Here is a 19,708-nt window from a genome sequence, read left to right as displayed (position 1 = left end):
CTCTCGGTGGGGGATGCGCCCCCTGCGCGGCGCCGCGCGAGGGGGTCAACACCGAGAGTGCCCGTTCCGGCCCGGGCTAAAAGCCCACCGGCTTGGTGGCCTCCGTCACGCGGCCGGTGCCGGTGTCGGTCCTCCATGACACCGACCACGTGATCGGGGCGTTGCGGTCCTTGCGGTCCCCGATGACGTACCAGTCCATCTGCGCGCGCTGGGCGGTCACGTCGAGCACGGAGAAGCCGTGGTCGTCCCAGTTGAGGTACTTCACGTGCCGGTTGTTGGCCTTGATCGTCTCGGCCACGCCGTCGCTGGTGGTGTGGGCCGGCGTGCCGGTGATGTCCTTGAGGTTGTTGGCCGTGACCGACGTGCACACGAACTCCACGCCGGCCGAGTCGCCGACGGGGTAGGTCGAGGCGTCGTACGGCAGCTCCGCGGCCCACCCGGAGTGGATGTCGCCGGTGATGAAGAGCGCGTCCTTCACCTGGTGGGTGCGGATGTGGTCGAAGACCTCCCGGCGGTCGGCGGTGTAGCCGTCCCACTGGTCGGTGTTGTACGGCGTCCCGTCGGACGCGGCCGGCTCGCCCGTGACCTGGTGCACCGCGTCGACCATCGGGTCGGGAAGGGCCCCGAAGTTGACCGGCGCGATCATCACCGGGTTGCCGATGATCTTCCACTGCGGCCGGTCGCCGGACAGGGAGTCCTTGAGCCACTGCATCTGCCGGTTGCCGGTGATCGTCCGGGCCGGGTCGTTGACCGCCGGGTCGGGGTTGGGCACCGGGGTGGGGGTGGTCTCGACCTGCTGGTCGCGGTGGGTGCGCAGGTCGAGCAGGCTCAGCTCGGCCAGCGTGCCGAAGCGCAGCCGCCGGTAGAGCCGGTCGCCGTCCCCCAGCGCGGCGGTGCCGTCGAGCCGCGCGGGCATCCACTCGTCGTACGCCCGGTGCGCCCGCGCCCGACGCGCCTTGTAGTCGCCCTCGCCGGGGTTGTGGTTGACCGCGCCGTTCTTCCACTGGTTGTCGGCGACCTCGTGGTCGTCCCAGGTCACGATCCAGGCGAACTTCGCGTGCGCGTCCTGCAGGTCGCGGTCGCGCTTGTACTGCGCGTGCCGCTGCCGGTAGTCGGCCAGCGAGAGCATCTCGTGCGCGGGCTCGTGCGTGCGGATGTCCTCGTCCGACTGGCCGTAGCCGTACTCGCCGGGGCCGTACTCGTAGAGGTAGTCGCCCAGGTGCACCACCGCGTCCAGGTCGTCGCGCGCCGCGAGCCCGCGGTAGGCGCTGAACCAGCCGGCCTGCAGGTTGGCGCACGAGACGACGCCGAAGCGCAGGTGGTCCGGCGTCGCGTCGTGGGCGGGAGCGGTGCGGGTGCGGCCGACCCGGCTCGTGGCGTCGCCGAGGTGGAAGCGGTAGTGGTAGGCCGTGGCGGGCCGCAGGCCGCGCACGTCGACCTTGACGGTGTGGTCGCGGCTCGGGCCGGTCTCGAAGCGGCCACGGCGTACGACGTCGCGGAAGCCTGCGTCGCGCGCCACCTCCCAGCGGACCGTGACCTTCGGGCCCGCGCCGGAGCCGGGGGTGCTCGCCGCGGTCGGCGTCACCCGGGTCCACAGCACGACCCCGTCGGGCAGCGGGTCGCCCGAGGCGACGCCGTGCGCGAACACCGTGCCGTCGCCCGCGGCCCGTGACGCGGCTACTGCCGGGGCGGCCGTCGCCAGCGGCGAGGAGACCGCGGCCACGCCGACGGCCCCGACGGTGCCGGTGGCCAGGACCGTACGTCGACCGACGGGGCGGGAGGTCAGGGGCTGGGCAGAAGCAATGTCACGGGGAGAGCTCACGAGAGGCCCAACGAGCCAGCGCCGGGCGTGTTCCGGATCGACGGTGTGAGCACCGTCCGTTCACCCGCAGGTCACCCCGGGGTGGCGCGTGTCAGTCGCGACGGCCGCGGGCGGCCGGGGTGGGCAACGGAGCCGCGGCGGCCGGCATCGGCCGGGCGGCGGGCGCGGAGAGGAGGACGGGGATCCGCGGCGCCCACTCGGCAGCGGCCCAGCCGGCGGCGATGACGAGGTAGCCCACCAGCACGTCGATGACCCAGTGGTTGCCGGTGCCGATGATGACGACGCCGGTGCCGACGGCGTAGGTCCAGCCGAGGGCGCGGACCCACCGGTGGCGGGCGTGGCGCTGCAGCGAGATGGCGACCCACAGGGCCCAGCCGGCGTGCAGCGACGGGAAGGCGGCCAGCTCGTTGGTCAGCCCGCCGAGCCCGCGCGGCGCGGAGGCGTCGGAGGCCCACCAGCCGTCGGAGGCGTGCAGGGAGAGGACGTCGACGTAGCCCGTGATGAAGCGCGGCGGTGCCGTCGGCATCACCAGGTAGGCCGCGAGCCCGAGGAGGGTGCCGATCACCAGCGCCCGGCGGGCCGGGGCATAGACACGGGTGCCGAGCCGGTAGAGCCAGAGCAGCACCGCGGCGGTGACGACGTAGTGGAGGGATGCGTACCAGTAGGAGCCGAGCAGTCCGATCACCTGGTGGTTGGTGAACAGCTCGTTGAGCGGCACCTCCCAGTGGATGCCGAGCACGGTCTCGAAGCGGAGCAGCTCGTGGGCTCGGTGCATGGCCGGCCCCATCGCGGTGTCGGCGACGAGCCGGGACAGGCTGTAGCCCACCCAGAGGGCCAGGATGAGGACGATCTCGAGCACGCCCCGCACGATCTGCGGGTGGCGTCGGCGCAGGGCAGTCACAGACATACCCCCACCCTCAGTCGTTCCCACATGTAACAAAATACGGAATCACCCCGAAATGTTCCCGGGATTTATCTCGGGGGTTCGTGAGGATTTCCGGTCCGAAGGCTACCGGACCCCGATCATGCCTCCGATCAGACCCGACGCAGGATCGCGGTGACCTTGCCGAGGATCGTCGCGTGGGTGCCGTCGATGGGCTCGTAGGCGTCGTTGTGGGGCAGCAGCCAGACCTTGCCGTCCTTGCGCTGGAAGGTCTTGACGGTGGCCTCGCCGTCGATCATCGCGGCCACGATCTCGCCGTTGCTGGCGGTCGGCTGCTGGCGGATCACGACGTAGTCGCCGCTGCAGATGGCCGCGTCGATCATCGAGTCACCGACGACCTCGAGCATGAAGAGGGTGCCGTCGCCGACCAGCTCCTGGGGCAGCGGGAAGAGCGCCTCGACCCGCTCCTCGGCCAGGATCGGACCGCCGGCGGCGATCCGGCCGACCATCGGCACGTAGGAGGCTGCGGGCATGGCGTCGCCAACGCCGGTCTCGTCGTACGTCGACTCGTCGGCCGAGGAGATCGAGCGCCGTGCCTTCATCACCTCGGGCAGGAACACCTCGAGCGCGCGCGGCCGGTTGGGGTCGCGCTTGAGGAAGCCCTTCTCCTCGAGCACCTTGAGCTGGTGGGCCACGCTGGAGGAGCTGGTGAGCCCGACCGCCTCGCCGATCTCGCGCATGCTGGGCGGGTAGCCGCGCTTCTCGATGGCTTCCTTGATGTGGGCCAGGACCCGCTGCTGCCGCGGGGTCAGGCCGTGGGCGTCCGGGGGACCGTCGGGCAGCTCGGCGACTCGACCCCGGGCAGGCTTGGTGGGGGAGTCGTCGCCCGTCTTCTTCGTGGCCATGGCGGTGCCTTCCGGTGTACGGCGGTGCGCCCGGGGGACGCACCCCGGGCCGGTGTTCCCACCGTAGCCATGTCGGCCCGCCTGTTCAAACATCTGTTCGAACAGCGTGTCGCGCCGGAGAGGGGCGCCACGACGCGGTCAGAGCTGGGGCACCCACACGAACATCGGCATCCGGCAGACCTCCTCGAAGCCCAGCCGCTCGTAGACCGGCCGGCCCATCTCGGTGGCGTGCAGGATCGCCTCGGTGCAGCCCCGGTCACGTGCCATCTCGAGCAGCGTCGCGGTGACGGCGTACCCGATCCCGCGGCCGCGCGCGGCCTCGAGCGTGGTGATGTTGTAGAGGCCGGCGGTGCGGCCGGTGAGCCAGGCGGTGCCGCAGGCGACGGGCTGGCCGTCGACCGTGGCGAGCACGGTGAGGAGATGTGCCGCGTCGAAGGGCGCCATCATCTCCACGATCGGGCCGGCCAGCTCGGCCGGGAAGCCGAAGCCCTCGGTCATCACCCGCGCGGTGGCCGCGTGGCACTCCGGGCCCACGACGTGGATCCGGACGCCGGGTCCGGGCGGCGCCATCGGCACCGGCCCGTCGAGGACGCGGTGCATGCCGGGCGTCTCGTCGCGCAGCATGCCGGCGGCGACGAGCACGTCGGCGATCTCGGCCGTCATCGTGGAGGGGGAGCCCCACCACAGGAAGGGGAGTCCGCGGCCGACGTACGCCGCCAGCACCTCGCGGGTGCGGCGCAGCTCCTCGCCGGGTGCGAAGCGCGCGCCGGCGATGCCGTTGAAGACGGGGTGCGGCACGGTGGTGTGCCAGGTGTGGAGGTCGGCGGCACCCTCGGTCCCGAAGGAAGGGTTGGAGGCCGTCACCCGCAGGAACTCCATGAGGTTGTCCTCGACCGGAGCCACCCGCGGATCAGCAAGCACGGGGGTCACCGGGGCACCGTACGCCGGGTGGGACATCGGGATCGGCGAATTCGCGGATCTGGTTGACTCCCGGCATGCCTGCCGCCCAGCCTTCCTCGCCCATGTCTGCACCGCCTGTCCACACCAGCTGTGTCGTCACCGGCGGAGCCCGCGGGATCGGCCGCGGCATCGCGGAGCGGATGGTCGCCCGCGGCCACCGGGTCGTGGTCACCGACGTCGACGGCGAGGGCGCGGCCCGCACGGCCGCCGAGATCGGCGCCGCGGCCGGCATCGCCCACGACGTGCGCGACCCCGCCGGGCATGCGGCCGCGGTCGCGGAGGCGGCCCGCCACGGCGTCCTGACCGCGTGGTTCAACAACGCCGGCGTCGGCGACGACGGCACGCTGTCGGAGCTCTCCGACGACGCCGTACGACGCTTGGTCGACGTCAACCTGATGGGCGTCGTATGGGGGATGCGCGCCGCGCTCGAGGCGTTCGGCGAGGCCGGCGGCGACGTTGTCAACACCGCCTCGCTCGCGGGACTCGGGCCGGTCCCGGGCTACAGCCTGTACGCCGCCACGAAGGCCGCGATCGTCTCGCTGACCATGTCGGGCGACGCCGAGACGCCCAAGAACGTGCGGGTCCACGCGATCTGCCCCGACGGGGTCAAGACCGCGATGCTCGACGCGCAGACGCCCGGGGGGCTGGGCAACCTCCTGGTCCACTCCGGTGGCCGGATCCTCACCGTCGACGAGGTCGCCGACGAGGCCGTCGCGCTGGTCGGCAGCCACCGAGTGATCCGGGCGGTGCCCGGCTGGCGCGGGGGCGTCGTACGGGCCTCGGCGCTGGCGCCGTCGGTCAGTGCGCGCGGGATCAGCCTGTTCGCCGCCCAGGGCCGGCGGGCCCTGAAGAAGTCCGCCGGCGCCTGAGCGGGTCGGTTCAGCGGCGCGTGGCCGGTCCCTGGTGCCGGGCGCCCGGGGGTGCGTGCCGCGCGCTGGTCGCCGCGTCGGCCCGGTCGACGCGGCTGAACGCGACGGTGGAGGCCGCGTCGCCGGAGACCGTGTAGAGCGACATGCCGGCCCCGATGCAGTCCAGCGTGATCGGCCCGGCGGTCGTGTCGACGAGCATCGTGTTGCTGGCGGTCCAGAAGCCGCTGCTCTGCACGGCGTAGGTCAGCCCCAGGGCGGTCATCGTCGCGTCGCGGCTGAAGCAGATGGGCTGCCCGCTCGCGTTGAGGACGAGGCTGTAGCTCATGAGGTAGCGGCCCGCCGGCAGGCCCGGGAACGCGACGCTGGCGGAGCTCGACGAGCTGGTCGAGGGGACGGTGTAGTTCCAGACCCGCGACTGCAGGTTGGAGGCGTTGAAGCCGTCGACCTGGTCGGCGTTGAGGCGGGCGACCCGCTTCTTCGACGACACGGCCAGCGAGGGCGCGTTGGCCTTGCTCTTGAGGACGAGCGCCGGTCCGTTGCCGGTGTTCTTCAGGGTGGTCGGGCTGGTGGCCGAGTTGCTGCTACCGAGCAGGAGCGGGTGGCCGTTGGCGGCGTACGCCGCGACGTTGGCTCCGCCGATCAGGACGAGGGCCGCGAGCAGCACGGGGAGCGTGCGGCCGCGGGCTGGGCTGGCTGAGGTGCGTGAAGACGACATGCGGGGGTCCTTGTCGTTGAGGGGGCTGGCGGTCGTTCCCTCTCTACTCGCGGCCTCGGGGCTCGGGCATGCCCCGTCCGAGCCATCCGGGGGTGGTGGTGGGAGGCGCGTGGTCCTAGTACCCGTTCGAACAAATGTTCGGCGCGCCTCTTGCGCTCGTTCGAACACCTGCTCTAACGTCGCACATGTGTTCGATCGAATGCTTGATCGAATCGGTGGACCAGACAGCCCGACCAGGACTGTCGGCGGCCGCCGATAGACATCTCTTCGACGGACAGGCACCGATGGCTGACCGCCACTTCCCCAGGAGGTCCCGATGAGCACCATGACGATCAACCCCACGTTCGCCCCGGCGCGTCCCCGCTCCGGCGAGGTCCGGCTGACCCGCCGCGGCCGCACCGTGGTGCTCCTGGCGGCGCTGCTCGTCGTGCTCACCGTCGGTGCCCTGCTCGGCGGAGCCCGCTCCGCCGCCACCGAGCACCCCGGCGCCCCCACCTCGACCCGGGTGGTCATGGTCGGCACCGGCGACACCCTCTGGGACATCGCCTCCGACCTCGCCCCCGATGGTGACGTCCGCGCCATGATCGCCCAGATCGAGGACCTCAACGCCCTCGACTCCGCGCTCGTCGCCGCCGGCCAGCGCCTGCGCGTGCCGATCGTCGACTGACGCACACAGACTTTCGTCAGCCGCCTCGACCCCGGCTGACGGAGCAGGGGAAGACGAGGGCGGGACTCATCGAGTCCCGCCCTCGCTGCATCCCCGGCTCACGCCGGACCTACCGGTCCGCCACCCGCCGCACGAACTTCAGCCCCGACCAGACCTCGTCGAGCGCGGCGACCTTCACGTCCACGAACCCGAGCTCGAGGCCGAGGCCGCGCACCGTGTTCTCGTCGAGGTCCGAGACCGGCCCGTGGGGGTTGCGGGCCGAGCGCTGGGCCGCCTTCTTGGGCCAGCAGACCCACACCATCCCGGCCGTGCTGGTGCGCTCGAAGAGTGTCGGCAGCCGGCGGGTCAGCGCGGCGAGCTCGGTGTGGAAGGTCAGCGTCACGTCGGCGCGGGCCGGCAGGCGGCGTACGACGCTCGCGGCCGTGCCCGGCTGGGCCAGCGCCGCGACGTCGGGGGACACCAACGAGGGCAGGCCGTCGAGGAAGAGCACCTGCCCCTCCTTGATCCCGAGCTTGCGGACCAGGGGCGTGCCCGAGTAGCCGGCCATGTCAGGCAGGGCTCAGCGCGCCGCGCGCCGGCCGCCGGGCGGCCGCACGATGGGCGTGATCTCCTGGGTCGCGTCCAGTGGTGCCTCGGGCTCGTCGTCCTCGACGATCTGCCACGGGCGTGGCGGCCGCGGTCCGCTGGTGATGCCGAGCCGGCGCAGCAGTCTGGCGACGAGCATCAGCCCCATGAACAGGCAGGCGACGGCGCCGAGCGAGGCGAGGCCGAGGAAGTACCACGCGTTGCGCTCGCCGCCCCGGGCCGAGGCACCGAAGTCGATGGCGGCGTACACGAGGTAGCCCCAGGCGACGACCGACAGGGTCACGCCGAGCGCGAGTCCGAGCAGGGGTGCGCGGGATGGGGCCTTCTTCTTCGGACCCCTCCGTGAACCCGCGCGCTTGCCCTGACTCCCCACCAACCCATTCTGACTGATCGTGCGCAGTCCAGACCGGTCGACCCGCGAGTTCCCCGCAACCGTCTGTCAAGGGCCGGTTGGAGGATGCGCTCCGGCGGTGCGGAACTAGGATGTTCGTGTGTCGTCTGGTGGGGGTGCACCCGGCCCGGACGCGACGGGGGGCGGGCAGCCTCGCGCGCCTCTGGGGCATCTGTCGCGCCTCGGCTTCGCGCTCCGCAACGCCCACGACCTCGACGAGGTGGCACGCAGCCTGCTGGCCGACTTCGTCTCGCTGCCTGACGTGTCCCGCGTCGGCCTCGCGCTGACCGAGGGCGGTGGCCGCCGGCTCCGCTTCGTGGCCACCGACAAGGTCGGCGACGCGGATCTCGAGTGGTGCCACATCGACGCCTACGACGATGTCCCGCTCACCGCGGTCGTGCGCAGCGGGGAGCCGGTCTTCGGCAGCCTCGACGACCTCGAGCCGCGGTTCCCTGGTGTCGTGGGGCACCAGCGCGACGTGGGCACGCTCGCGATGGGGGCCTGGCCGCTGCCCGGCACCGGCTCGCCCGTCGGCGGGCTCATCCTGTTCTTCGACGAGCCCCAGGCCTTCGGCGAGCGCCAGCAGCGGCTGCTCGAGGCGGCCGCCCGCCGCACCGCCGACGCCGTACGCCGGGTGCGGATCGCCACCGGCCGCGGCCCGGACGAGGTGGCCCCCGACGACCCGGCCCTCGTCGGTCACGGGGAGCGGGTCGCGGTGCTGCTCGAGAGCGACCCGCGGGCGCCCGGCGCCGCGCGCCGGTTCCTGCGCGACGCCCTGGCCGGCTGGGGCATCGACGACGACGCCATCGACACCGCCCAGCTGTGCCTGTCCGAGCTGGTCACCAACGTCGTCATGCACGCCCGGACGTCGTCGGAGCTGATCGTGGCGCTGGAGGACGGCGTGCTCACCGTCCTGGTCCGCGACCTCGGCGGATCGAGCCGCGCGGGCGACCCGACGACGATCACGATCTCCGAGGACGACGACCCGCTGCGGGTCTTCGGCCGGGGTCTGATGCTGGTCGACGCCCTCGCGGACCGGTGGGGCTCGGAGCAGGACGCGACCGGCACCACCGCCTGGTTCGCGCTCGAGCGGGGGAGCGGCTCCAACGGCTCCCAGCAGACCGGTTGAGCCCCTCCCGCAGGCCCTGTCGAACGGCCCGCGACACACCACCCGATATGACTATTTTCGGGACCCCGCGACGCGCTGACCTGCGGTTTTCCGACGGCGCCGATCCGACGCGCCGCAACCCTCCGGATCCACTTGCGAAGCCTTGCGGCGGCGGCGTACGGTAACCACAACATCTAGTACTTACACCGGTGTAGTTATCCACATCTAGTTCCACAGGAACACGTGGAAGCCCCACAGGTGACCGGTTGTTATCCACAGTAGAACCGCCGATTTCCACAACGCCGACACCCCTCGCGAAGGGGTCACAGGCGAGCCCGGAGGTCGGTGGCCCATTCGGTGGTCGAGCTTGCCGAGACCCCGGACGACCCAGGAGAGGAGCCCGACGGTGCACTGCCCGTACTGCCGCAACACCGACACCCGGGTCCTCGACTCGCGGGTCGCCGAGGACGGCGGCTCGATCCGTCGCCGTCGTACCTGCCCGGCCGACAACGGGGGCTGCGGCAAGCGGTTCACCACGGTCGAGCAGATGCAGTTGACCGTGCTCAAGCGCAGCGGCGCGACCGAGCCGTTCACCCGTGAGAAGGCCGTCGCCGGTGTCCGCAAGGCCTGCAAGGGCCGCCCGGTCTCCGAGGACGACCTGGCCTGCCTGGGCCAGGCGGTCGAGGACAACCTCCGCAGCGAGGGCTTCGCCGAGGTCCCGGCCCACCAGGTCGGCCTGTCGATCCTCGGGCCCCTGCGCAAGCTCGACGAGGTGGCCTACCTCCGCTTCGCGAGCGTCTACCGCGCCTTCGAGTCGGCCGACGACTTCGAGGACGAGATCGCCCTCCTGAAGGCGGAGCGGTCGCTCCCCATGACGCCGGCCGACCTGGTCGACGCGGCGTCCTCGGCCCCACCGGGCTGACCCCAGACCGCCCGGCGTGTGCAGTGGGGAAGCTGTACGCGCCGGGCGCACCAACTGTCGGTGGTCCCGACCATCCTGTTCATGGGGGACAGGGGGGTCGAGGAGGCCATCACCAGCACCAACGCATTCCAGACCACCAGACAACGCTGTCGCACAGAGGAGATTGCAGATGACCGAGACGCAGAGTGGTGCCCAGACCGGCGCCGAGGGCGCCGAGAAGACCGGCCTGAAGATCGAGCGCGTCTTCAGCACCGAGGGCACCCACCCCTACGACGAGGTCACCTGGGAGCGTCGCGACGTCGTCCAGACCAACTGGAAGACCGGCGCCACCGTCTTCGAGCAGCGCGGCGTCGAATACCCCACCACCTGGTCGGTCAACGCCAGCACCATCGTCACGACCAAGTACTTCCGCGGCGCGGTCGGCTCCGACGTCCGCGAGTGGAGCCTCAAGCAGCTCATCGACCGGATCGTGAAGACCTACACCAAGGCCGGCATCGACCACGGCTACTTCGCCACGGACGCCGACGCCGAGATCTTCGAGCACGAGCTCACCTGGCTGCTGGTCAACCAGTACTTCTCCTTCAACAGCCCCGTGTGGTTCAACGTCGGCACCCCGTCGCCGCAGCAGGTCTCGGCCTGCTTCATCCTCTCGGTCGACGACTCGATGGACTCCATCCTCAACTGGTACAAGGAGGAGGGCTTCATCTTCAAGGGCGGCTCCGGCGCCGGCCTCAACCTCTCCCGCATCCGCTCCTCCAAGGAGCTGCTCTCCTCCGGCGGCACCGCCTCGGGCCCGGTCTCGTTCATGCGCGGCGCCGACGCCTCCGCCGGCACCATCAAGTCCGGCGGCGCCACGCGTCGTGCGGCCAAGATGGTCGTCCTGGACGTCGACCACCCCGACATCGTCGAGTTCGTCGAGACCAAGGCGCGCGAGGAGGACAAGATCCGCGCCCTCCGCGACGCCGGCTTCGACATGGACCTCGGCGGCGCCGACATCACCTCCGTCCAGTACCAGAACGCCAACAACTCCGTCCGCGTCTCCGACGAGTTCATGCGCGCCGTCGAGGACGGCACCGACTTCGCCCTGCGTGCCCGCAAGACCGGCGAGGTCATCGAGATGGTCGACGCCCGCGACCTGTTCCACAAGATCAGCAAGGCCGCCTGGGAGTGCGCCGACCCGGGCCTCCAGTACGACGACACCATCAACGACTGGCACACCAACCCGGAGACCGGCCGCATCACCGCGTCCAACCCGTGTTCGGAATACATGTCGCTCGACAACTCCTCGTGCAACCTCGCCTCGCTGAACCTCCTGAAGTTCCTCAAGGACGACGACACCTTCGACGGTGAGCTGTTCGCCAAGGCGGTCGAGTTCATCATCACCGCGATGGACATCTCGATCTGCTTCGCCGACTTCCCGACCGAGCCGATCGGCGAGACCACCCGCAACTACCGCCAGCTCGGCATCGGCTACGCCAACCTCGGCGCGCTGCTCATGGCGATGGGCCTGGGCTACGACTCCGAGGGTGGCCGCGCGATGGCCGCCTCCATCACCTCGCTGATGACCGGCCAGTCCTACAAGCGCTCGGCCGAGCTCGCCGCGGTCGTCGGCCCCTACGCCGGCTACGCCCGCAACGCCGAGGCCCACAAGCGGGTCATGCGCAAGCACCAGGCCGCCAACGACACCGTCCGCACCCTCGCGATCGCCGACAGCCAGGTCCACAAGCTGGCCACCGTCGCGTGGGCGCAGGTGCAGGAGCTCGGCGCCGCCAACGGCTTCCGCAACGCGCAGGCCTCGGTCCTCGCGCCCACCGGCACCATCGGCTTCATGATGGACTGCGACACCACCGGCATCGAGCCCGACTTCTCCCTGGTGAAGTTCAAGAAGCTCGTCGGCGGCGGCTCGATGCAGATCGTCAACCAGACGGTCCCGCGGGCGCTGAAGAAGCTCGGCTACCAGCCCGAGCAGATCGAGGCGATCGTCGCCCACATCGCCGAGCACGGCCACGTCATCGACGCCCCGAGCCTGCGCTCGGAGCACTACGAGATCTTCGACTGCGCCATGGGCGCGCGGGCCCTCAAGCCGATGGGCCACGTCCGGATGATGGCGGCCTGCCAGCCGTTCCTGAGCGGGGCGATCAGCAAGACCGTCAACCTCCCCGAGTCCGCCACGGTCGAGGAGATCGAGGACGTCTACCTCCAGTCCTGGAAGCTCGGCCTGAAGGCGACCGCGATCTACCGCGACAACTGCAAGGTCGGCCAGCCCCTGGCCACCGGCAAGGGCGACAACAAGGGCGAGGCCGCCACGGCCAAGACCGCCGCGGTTGAGCCTGCCGAGACCAAGGTCGTCGAGAAGATCGTCTACGCCCCGACCCGAAAGCGCCTCCCGAAGTCCCGCGTCTCGCGCACCACCTCCTTCACGGTGGGTGGCGCCGAGGGCTACATGACCTCGGGTGCCCACGACGACGGCCACCTCGGCGAGGTCTTCCTCAAGCTCGGCAAGCAGGGCTCCACCCTGGCCGGCGTGATGGACGCCTTCTCGATCGCGGTGTCCATCGGCCTCCAGTACGGCGTGCCGCTGGAGACCTACGTCGCGAAGTTCACCAACCTGCGCTTCGAGCCCGCCGGCCTCACCGACGACCCGGACGTCCGCATGGCGCAGTCCCTCATGGACTACGTCTGGCGCCGCCTGGCCCTGGACTACCTCCCCTTCGAGCAGCGCGCCGCCATGGGCATCTACTCCGCCGAGGAGCGCCAGCGCCACCTCGAGACCGGCTCCTACGAGCCCGTCGAGGAGACCGGCTCCGCCGCCGAGCTGATCGAGATCCACGATGCCCCGGTGGTCGAGCTTGTAGAGACCGTCGACGCCACCTCGGTGGTCGAGCCTGCCGAGACCCCGGTGGCCGAGACCAAGGTGGCCCACACCTCCGCCGAGCTCCTGGAGAAGATCACCGGCCACGCCGTCGACTCCCCGCTCTGCTTCACCTGCGGCACCAAGATGCGCCCCGCCGGCTCCTGCTACGTCTGCGAGGGCTGCGGCAGCACCAGCGGTTGCAGCTGATGACGCGTTGCACGGAGATGTCACCGGGAATTGCGTGATCTATCACCACTATTGCGCGATGACAGCACCTATCAACTCTCGCTGCGAGAGTCATAGTTGATTGGCCAGAACGAAACACCGGCCCGGCCTCTCCCGATGGGAGAGGCCGGGCCGGTGGCGCTTGGAAGACGCGGAACACTGGAGGCCCTGCCGTACGTCGACGGCACGCCGGAGTGGTCCGACGTGATCCCCGGCGCGATGCTCGGCATCAGCCGCGCGCACGGGCTCGACCTGATGCCCTACCTCTCCGACTGGGGCCGGATGGTGGTGCGGACCGAGTCGACGCAGTGCATCGGCGAGATGTCGGGGGAGTTCCCCAACCTGACGATCAAGCACCTGATGAAGAAGAAGTACGAGGACCTCCTCCACGTGCCCGTCTTCAAGCGGATCCTGGACGGGCTGGTCATGGGCTCGGTGAAGGGGCACCCGAGTGCGCCGATGTTCATCGTCGCGGGCAACCACGACGGCAAGGGCGACGACGTGATGATCGCGGCCGACCAGAAGGCGTTGGCGGATGAGTACTGCAGCCAGGGCGTGACGGTGCAGTACGAGGAGATCCAGGGCGCCGACCACAGCAACGCCGGGCTGACGTTCCTCAACGAGGCGACGGCCTGGCTGGGGTCGCGGTTCGCCGGGACGCCGGCGCCGAGCAGCTGCTGACAGTCGACTCTCAGTCAGTTGAACTCGTCGGCGCGATCCGTGCGGGCGAACACCGCCGTGTGGCTCGACGCCTCGAAGATCGACAGCTCGGCTGGCTGCACAGTGCGGGAGACATCAACTCGGGCACTGATGGACACGTCGCAGCCGGTGACGTCGGACTCCCCGGACCTTGCGTGGGCCGCCCCATCGTTGATCGAGACCGTTTGGGGAACTCCCAGGCCGGAGACTCGTGCGCGGTCGCTGAACAGGTCCGAGGCCAAGGGCGTGCGAATCTTGCTGGTGCCAAGCAGAAAGTCCCGATCGCTCTGCAGCTCGCCCGCCGAGTAGGCATCGATCCGTCGTACGGCGAGTGGTGGGATTGCGACTCGTCCCGCCGCGATCAGCTTCTCCACCTCGTCGAGGACCACCGCAGTGGCGGCTTCCCTGGCTTGTCCCGACTCGGCGACGCGGCGAAGGTCTGCTCGCGGACCTCCGGGGCGGAGGCCAAGGTCCATGTCGGCTGCGAGGTCACCCCACTGGGTCCCTGAAGACGGGTCGTTGAGTGGGCTCCTGACCAGCAGGCGCTGGAACTCCTCCTTCAGCCAGCCCGGATGACACAAGGACTCCACCACCGTAGTCACCAGGTCCGGCGCCGGGGTGGCTGCTTCCCCGGTCGGGCGAGCGATGGCGACGGCAGCGGGCAGACCCCTGAACTCCTCGTGCACGATTCGACTCCCCGGCGACCACGAACTCCAAGGACGGTGGAGCAGCTGGGCAAGAATGTCCGCCCAGTCGAGAACACCCGCATACATGAGGGCCCAGCGCCTCTCTTGTTGGCTGGCGACGACGTATTCGTCGCTCGCCGCTGCCAGATCGTGCATCTGCCGACGTACCGCCCACTCGTACTTGCGGAGGGAACGGAAGTAGTGGTGCCCGCCCACCAAGGAGAGCATCAACAGCCCCAGGACGACCGGGATGGCTCTGCGCCAAGTGCCCTCGGGGAGCCAGAGGATGACGGGTGACTCGGCGTGTTCGTTCCACAGCCAGCCTGCGGTGGCAAGCAGTCCGATGGCGGTGACGATCCAGCAGCCGACCAGGATGCTGCGAGCCCGTTCGAGCTGCTCTGTCGACGGAGGATCGGCGTTGTCGGCCAGTGATTGTCTGGCCTCTGAGACGCGCGCCGACTCCCTGCGTCGGAACTCGTACACGCGTGACGCCAGCTTCCAGAACAGTGACTCGCGGCGCTCCTCGACCCACGTTTCAAGTCCCTGCTCATCGGTGACTGCTTCCGCGGCATCCTGCTCGGCGCTGCCCTCCTCGGGGGCGTCGTCGGGGATTGGCGCATCGCTGGCCAGGCGCTCATCGCCCAACCCGCCCGGGGCCTCTGCGCCATCGGCATCTGGCCCTTCGGGGATGGCTGCTGCGACCTGTGCGACGGCCGCAACGTCAACGCAACGGATTGCCCACGTGTCGCGTCCCGCCGCCGGGTCGGGTGGCGCCGGCACGACGTAGCTGGGAGGGAGGACTTCGTCGATGTTCGCCCGACGCAATCGGACGAAGCCGTCCGGAAGTTCAGAGCCGTCGACCTGGCCGATCGCGACTTCGCGCAGCGTCCGCCAAGCGGTGGGCGTCGCCTGCCCCCATGTGTCTGCCGCCTCGGCCAGACGGTCGGGTTCGAGGGATTGTGAGAGCTCGGTGAGGCGTTGTGCAGCTCGGCGCCCCGCTTCGTCGGGTGACACCGGCAGGATGCGTCCCACGACCCCGGACTCGGACCCGACGACCGCGCTCGTGACGCCCCTCTCGACCGCGGAGATCGCCTGTCCGCCGAGAAAGCCGAGCGCAGCAAAGGGGAGGGTCGCCTGGAAGCGCAGCCAGTCACCGATCAGGTGGCTCATGGGAACGCTTCGGATCTCGAGCGGCCGACGGACCCGCTCCAGGGGGGCCCACTCCTGTTGTCGGAGCAACGTGGACAGCACCCCGTCAACCACCTCTGCTGGACGATCGGAGGGATAGCCCCAGGTGATGTGCTGCACGGCGCCGTCACGATGGCCGATCACTGCTTCCAGCGCCGACGATGTCAGGAGCTCTGCCCGCTGGTCACCCACGATGATTCTGGTGGAGCAGCGAAGGACGAGCACGTCATCGGCACCGCCCGTCGAGTCGAGTTCGTGACTGTCGAAGACGGCCTCCGTCACGTTGGACCAGAATCCACCCACCGACGCAGCGGCCGCGAGAGCATGACCGTGAAGGTTCGAGCCGGCGCGGACGAACACACTCAGGCGATCGAGGTCGGGCCGATCCTCGGGTGACACGACCGCGTTGATCTCCCAGCCCGGCTGCAAGATGTCCACCGACTGCGCCGCCACGTCACTCTCCGGGACGAGGAGGTTGATCCGAAGCAGTCGTGTGGCGTCAGCGTCCCCGTTCGTCCCCCGGATCGGCATGGCCCGCTCTACGAGCCCGGCGATCTGGTTGCACGCCGCAACCAGGTCTGCGGCCATTGAGTGCTCGTGGGTCAGTTGATGCAGGACCACGAGGCGGATGAGCGATCGACGTCGACTTCCCAGGTGAGCCATCAGGTCCACCTGACGATCCGCCCCCACGAGGCGGGCCGAGATGTGGGCAGGCCCGCGGCCCGGTGAGGTGATCGAGCACGGCGTCACGACCGCGAAGTCCTGGAGCAGCCCGAGTCGATGCCACTCCTCCGCGAGGTCGATGACTGCCTGACCGTCCGGTGAGTCATCCGTGATGACGATCGTCAGGGCCCGCCGGCTCAGTTCCATGTGTCGGGTCCTGACGCAGCCACGTCGTGGTCGCGCACGGCTCGGGCGAGCTCATCGAACGAGCTCGAGATCTCCGTGCGGAGCTCGTAGGCCCGAGGCACGCCGAAGTCGCTGCTCTGCCGGGTGGACTCGAAGAGCTGGTGGTAGCTCTTCGCCAGCGTCTCGACCCGTCGCACGACCGAGTCACGCCTGATCTTCCAGGCGTCCTCCGTGGCCCCCATCTGCTCTGAGTTGGGCGTCGGGGCACCTTGCGGCACCTCGCCCGAAGCAATCCAGGCTTCGAGCTCCTTGTTGGCCAGGTCGTAGGCCTCGAGTCCGCCGTTGCCACTCGTCCCCAGCTCGCGGAGGCGACGGTAGGGCAGGATCGGCGCGATGTCTGCCCGCACATTCACGTCGACGAAGGCCAGGGGCAGGGCCTCCAGGACCAGGGGTAGATATTCGAAGCTGGCCGACAGGCCGCTCGTCAGCAGGGGACAGGGGAAGTCCCTCCAGGTGCCGCTGCCTCCCACCGTGTTCGGGACGAAGATCGAGACCCGCTGGTCCTCGAACCGCACTTGTCCGAGCATGGTCGCGGTGAACCAGCCGCGCACCATCGCCTTGCGGACCGCAGGCGCTGCCGGGATGAATTCCGGCAAGGACCTGGCCCGACGCCACCGCCAGAACTCCTCGCGCCCATCGGCGGTCTGGTTGCGGTCCCCCCACTCCTCGGCGATCGGCTTCATCAGCGAGTCGAACACGACCGGCTCGTAGGGCTCCACGAGGACGGTGAAGGCGTCGATGAAACCGAGGTCGCTCACGTTGAAGCTCTTGGCCAGCTCCGCATTCCAGCGGCCGCGACTCTCGAGCACCTTCTGGATGACGGCCGCTGCCTTGGACTTGGGGGCCACGGGCAGCTCGGTGAAGAAGGTCTCGCTGCGAACCTCGTTACGGTGGTGCACAGCCACCAGCACACCCTTCTTGATGCTGATGAGCGGCTGGGCTGCATCGACTGAGGCAGCGAACTGCTGCTCAAATCGCGTCAGGCGCTGACTCAGCTCGGCAGGTTCGGCCGTGTCGGAGTCGAGATAGCTGTCGAGTCCCTCCTTCACGAAGTTGCCGGCCGGAGTGCCTGGCCGGTTCAGCCACGCCGTGGCCCGCTCGAGCAGGTCGGCCGCCGACATCGCGATCTTGTACGACGCCGGTTGCGGTGTTGCCAGCTCGAGTTGCAGGTCGTGCGCCTTGGGTGTCCAATCTGCCGGCTGTGACACCAGCCCCTGGTCTGGGGAGTCAGCGTGTTCGCGGCCGGCGATGATGTCCTGCAGGACCCTCAAGAACGCCCCGTCACGGTCGTTGGTCTGGACGGTGCGGCCGATCAACCGGTGCAGCGCGGCGCCGTACTCAGCCGGGTCCTCGAGGAGGAACTCGTTGGCGGCAGGGCGGAGCGCCTTGGGAATGTCGTCGCCGTCCGGCCAACTCGTGACGATCGAAGTCTGGCCGTTGCCCGGTGTCCGGTCCACCTGCAGTGACTGCCCAGCGTTCTCGATCTCGTCCGCGAGGCGCAGGACGACGTTCTGCACGAAGTCCGGAAGGATCGCGACGACGAGAGATCGCAAGCGTGCCTCGGACCGGTAGTGGATCGCGGCAACTGCCTGCGTCACTGCGTCGCCGACCGAGGGGTGGTTGGGAGGAAGAACGTCACCACCGGCACGCCGGAGCGCTTCGTCGATCTGGCTCTCGATGTTCTCCCCGGCCCGCTGGTACTTGCTGGACTCCTGTTGCAGCTCGGTGCGCACTGCCGTCAGCTCGTCGGCCAACTTGCGGAACAGGATCCCGCTGACGACGTACCCGTGCATCGACAGGGTCCGTGCCGCCAGCCTGCGGAGGTCTGGCTGGATCGAGGCGACCCAAGCACGGCCGCGGTCGCGGTTGCCGACGTCGAACTCGTCGAGCTGGAGGTCGATGACCTCCTTCACGCGCTGCTCGATGCGCATTCGCCACTCAGGTATGCCGAGACCCTTCGCGGGCGCGTTCTCGATGACTTGGCTGAGCAGCCGGTCGTTGAGCTGCAGAAGGTCGTCCTGCCGCGTCTCGGGCCGGATCGCGTCGATGATCTGGTTGAAGTCCTCGGTGCGCTCATTGAGGTTGGAGTTGACCAGGAATCCCTGGAATGCGGCGTCGGCTGTCTCCTGTGCGATCAACCGCGACTGGCGCTCATCGCCGCGAGCACGAAACTGCTCGTGCCTCTCGAGGAGGAGCTCCACGGCCGCGCGCGCAAGTCGCTGAGCGGCATAGTCGCGGAATCTGTCCCTACCGAGGCCGACCCTGGCAGAGCCCAGGGCGGTGAACGGCGTCTCCATCTCGTTCGTCTTCAGCCCCATCTCGTCCGGAACTGAGATCGCAGACGCGCTCCAGTTGCCGGAGACGTAGGCATCCATGCGGTCCTGGAGGCTGGCGCTCGTCACCCACGAAGCCAGCGAGCGTCCCATGGCGTGGTAGATGTCGTTCTGGGTCCGGAAGGTGACGAAGTCGTTCTTGGCGCCGACGAGGAAGCTGTAGCGAGGTCCGAGCCGCTCCGCGTCCCCGACCACGATCCCCTGACGGTTCAGGATGTCGGCGGTGTCCTTCGACGGCCCCGACTTGTTCCAGTAGCCCGCCACCAGCTCGGACAACGTGGCCAGGGCGTTCGGTCGGACGCCGCGCCTGCGTGCGGGGTCGAGGTAGTCGAAAACGTCGGGGGAGTAGAGGATGCCGACCGATTCTCCAGCCCAGACACCAGTGCCACTCGCGCGCAGCAGGTCGCAGATGTCGATCAGGGCGCCTGCGCCCGACCCTCCGGCGATCGATGAGACGACCACCGCGACGGGCGTCTTGACCACGGGCGAGGGGACCCCGCCCATCAGGCGGGTGAGCTCCATGAGCTGGGCGTTGACCTCTCGTCCGCCGATGTTGCGCATGGCACTGTCGAGGCGAGTCTTCGCTGTCTTGAGGTTGGCCAACGCGATGATGCGGCCCAACGCGCGGAACTGACCGGCACCCCGCTCGACAGGCACCGCGACATGGTCGGGCGCGGGCCGCCATCCGGCGATGGCATCGCCCTCCGCAGTGCGTCCGCTGCCCGCCAGCGCGGCGTCGATGTTGCGGTAGTTGACCCCGGCGGCCACCAGGCCGGCGTACTCGGCGTGGGACAGCTGCGGAGGTAGGTCTGAGTCATCTCCGTCGGCGATGCTGGGAACGTCGACGTGGAGGAACTGCCAGCCTGCGGGGAAGTCGCCTTCCCAGCCCACATCGTGGAGGCGGCGCTCGAGCTCGTGATGGATGATCCGCAGGGTCTTTCCGCCGGATCCGCCGACGCCGATCATCAAGAATGGACGAAGCATGAG

The 19,708-nt window shown here is 69.6% G+C and carries 15 protein-coding genes; 6 read left to right on the top strand and 9 right to left on the bottom strand.

What is annotated here, in order from left to right:
- Positions 1-76: 76 nt before the first annotated feature.
- From EJF31_RS17285 to EJF31_RS17270, 4 genes are all read right to left on the bottom strand, one after another.
- Positions 77-1,822, bottom strand: a complete 1,746-nt coding sequence (locus EJF31_RS17285) for an alkaline phosphatase (RefSeq protein ID WP_260430924.1) — start codon at positions 1,820-1,822, stop codon at positions 77-79.
- 91 nt (positions 1,823-1,913) lie between these two features.
- On the bottom strand, positions 1,914-2,729 hold the full coding sequence (locus EJF31_RS17280) for a phosphatase PAP2 family protein (RefSeq protein WP_125038365.1): 816 nt from the start codon (positions 2,727-2,729) through the stop codon (positions 1,914-1,916).
- Positions 2,730-2,857: 128 nt separating this feature from the next.
- The gene (lexA, locus tag EJF31_RS17275) at positions 2,858-3,610 is read right to left on the bottom strand and encodes a transcriptional repressor LexA (RefSeq protein ID WP_125038364.1); all 753 of its coding nucleotides are present in this window, start codon (positions 3,608-3,610) and stop codon (positions 2,858-2,860) included.
- Positions 3,611-3,748: 138 nt separating this feature from the next.
- Entirely contained in the window at positions 3,749-4,540 is a 792-nt protein-coding gene (locus EJF31_RS17270; protein ID WP_125038363.1) for a GNAT family N-acetyltransferase, read from the bottom strand.
- A gap of 92 nt (positions 4,541-4,632) precedes the next feature.
- Between EJF31_RS17270 and EJF31_RS17265 the strand changes: the two genes are divergently transcribed.
- Positions 4,633-5,439, top strand: coding sequence for an SDR family oxidoreductase (locus EJF31_RS17265; RefSeq protein ID WP_185736331.1), 807 nt, complete (start codon positions 4,633-4,635; stop codon positions 5,437-5,439).
- A 10-nt stretch (positions 5,440-5,449) separates the two neighbouring features.
- Here the strand turns inward: EJF31_RS17265 and EJF31_RS17260 are convergent, their stop codons facing one another.
- Complete coding sequence (locus EJF31_RS17260; RefSeq protein WP_125038361.1) at positions 5,450-6,154, bottom strand: hypothetical protein; 705 nt, start codon at positions 6,152-6,154, stop codon at positions 5,450-5,452.
- A 316-nt stretch (positions 6,155-6,470) separates the two neighbouring features.
- On the opposite strand from EJF31_RS17260, the gene EJF31_RS17255 reads away from it, so the two are divergent.
- Positions 6,471-6,821, top strand: coding sequence for a LysM peptidoglycan-binding domain-containing protein (locus EJF31_RS17255; RefSeq protein ID WP_125038360.1), 351 nt, complete (start codon positions 6,471-6,473; stop codon positions 6,819-6,821).
- A gap of 109 nt (positions 6,822-6,930) precedes the next feature.
- Here EJF31_RS17255 and EJF31_RS17250 read toward each other — a convergent pair whose 3' ends face one another.
- Both EJF31_RS17250 and EJF31_RS17245 read right to left on the bottom strand, forming a co-directional pair.
- Positions 6,931-7,368, bottom strand: a complete 438-nt coding sequence (locus EJF31_RS17250; protein ID WP_125038359.1) for a DUF3052 domain-containing protein — start codon at positions 7,366-7,368, stop codon at positions 6,931-6,933.
- A 12-nt stretch (positions 7,369-7,380) separates the two neighbouring features.
- The gene (locus EJF31_RS17245) at positions 7,381-7,779 is read right to left on the bottom strand and encodes a hypothetical protein (protein ID WP_125038358.1); all 399 of its coding nucleotides are present in this window, start codon (positions 7,777-7,779) and stop codon (positions 7,381-7,383) included.
- A gap of 118 nt (positions 7,780-7,897) precedes the next feature.
- Between EJF31_RS17245 and EJF31_RS17240 the strand changes: the two genes are divergently transcribed.
- The 4 genes from EJF31_RS17240 to EJF31_RS17225 all read left to right on the top strand — a co-directional run bounded on the left by EJF31_RS17240 (position 7,898) and on the right by EJF31_RS17225 (position 13,587).
- Entirely contained in the window at positions 7,898-8,926 is a 1,029-nt protein-coding gene (locus EJF31_RS17240; RefSeq protein ID WP_125038357.1) for an ATP-binding protein, read from the top strand.
- A gap of 385 nt (positions 8,927-9,311) precedes the next feature.
- Positions 9,312-9,827, top strand: coding sequence for a transcriptional regulator NrdR (gene nrdR / locus EJF31_RS17235; protein WP_125038356.1), 516 nt, complete (start codon positions 9,312-9,314; stop codon positions 9,825-9,827).
- Positions 9,828-9,996: 169 nt separating this feature from the next.
- Positions 9,997-12,888 carry a vitamin B12-dependent ribonucleotide reductase gene (locus tag EJF31_RS17230; RefSeq protein ID WP_125038355.1) on the top strand — a complete coding sequence of 964 codons (2,892 nt, stop codon included), beginning with the start codon at positions 9,997-9,999 and terminating at the stop codon, positions 12,886-12,888.
- 153 nt (positions 12,889-13,041) lie between these two features.
- A complete protein-coding gene (locus tag EJF31_RS17225) occupies positions 13,042-13,587 on the top strand; it encodes a lipase family protein (RefSeq protein ID WP_185736330.1) in 546 nt (181 codons plus the stop codon).
- Between the two features lie 14 nt (positions 13,588-13,601).
- On the opposite strand, the gene EJF31_RS17220 is transcribed toward EJF31_RS17225, so the two are convergent.
- Positions 13,602-16,349 (bottom strand): hypothetical protein, encoded by a 2,748-nt coding sequence (locus EJF31_RS17220; RefSeq protein ID WP_125038353.1) that lies wholly within the window; start codon positions 16,347-16,349, stop codon positions 13,602-13,604.
- Complete coding sequence (locus EJF31_RS17215; RefSeq protein ID WP_125038352.1) at positions 16,340-19,705, bottom strand: tubulin-like doman-containing protein; 3,366 nt, start codon at positions 19,703-19,705, stop codon at positions 16,340-16,342. Before EJF31_RS17215 ends, EJF31_RS17220 begins: the two co-directional genes overlap by 10 nt.
- Positions 19,706-19,708: the final 3 nt, after the last annotated feature.

Origin of the sequence: Nocardioides sp. LS1 (genome assembly GCF_003865225.1) — a bacterium.
In the GTDB taxonomy this organism is placed as follows: domain Bacteria; phylum Actinomycetota; class Actinomycetes; order Propionibacteriales; family Nocardioidaceae; genus Nocardioides; species Nocardioides ginsengisegetis.
The sequence above is the reverse complement of the archived record's forward strand: the minus strand, read 5'-3'. Positions and strand labels throughout refer to the sequence as shown.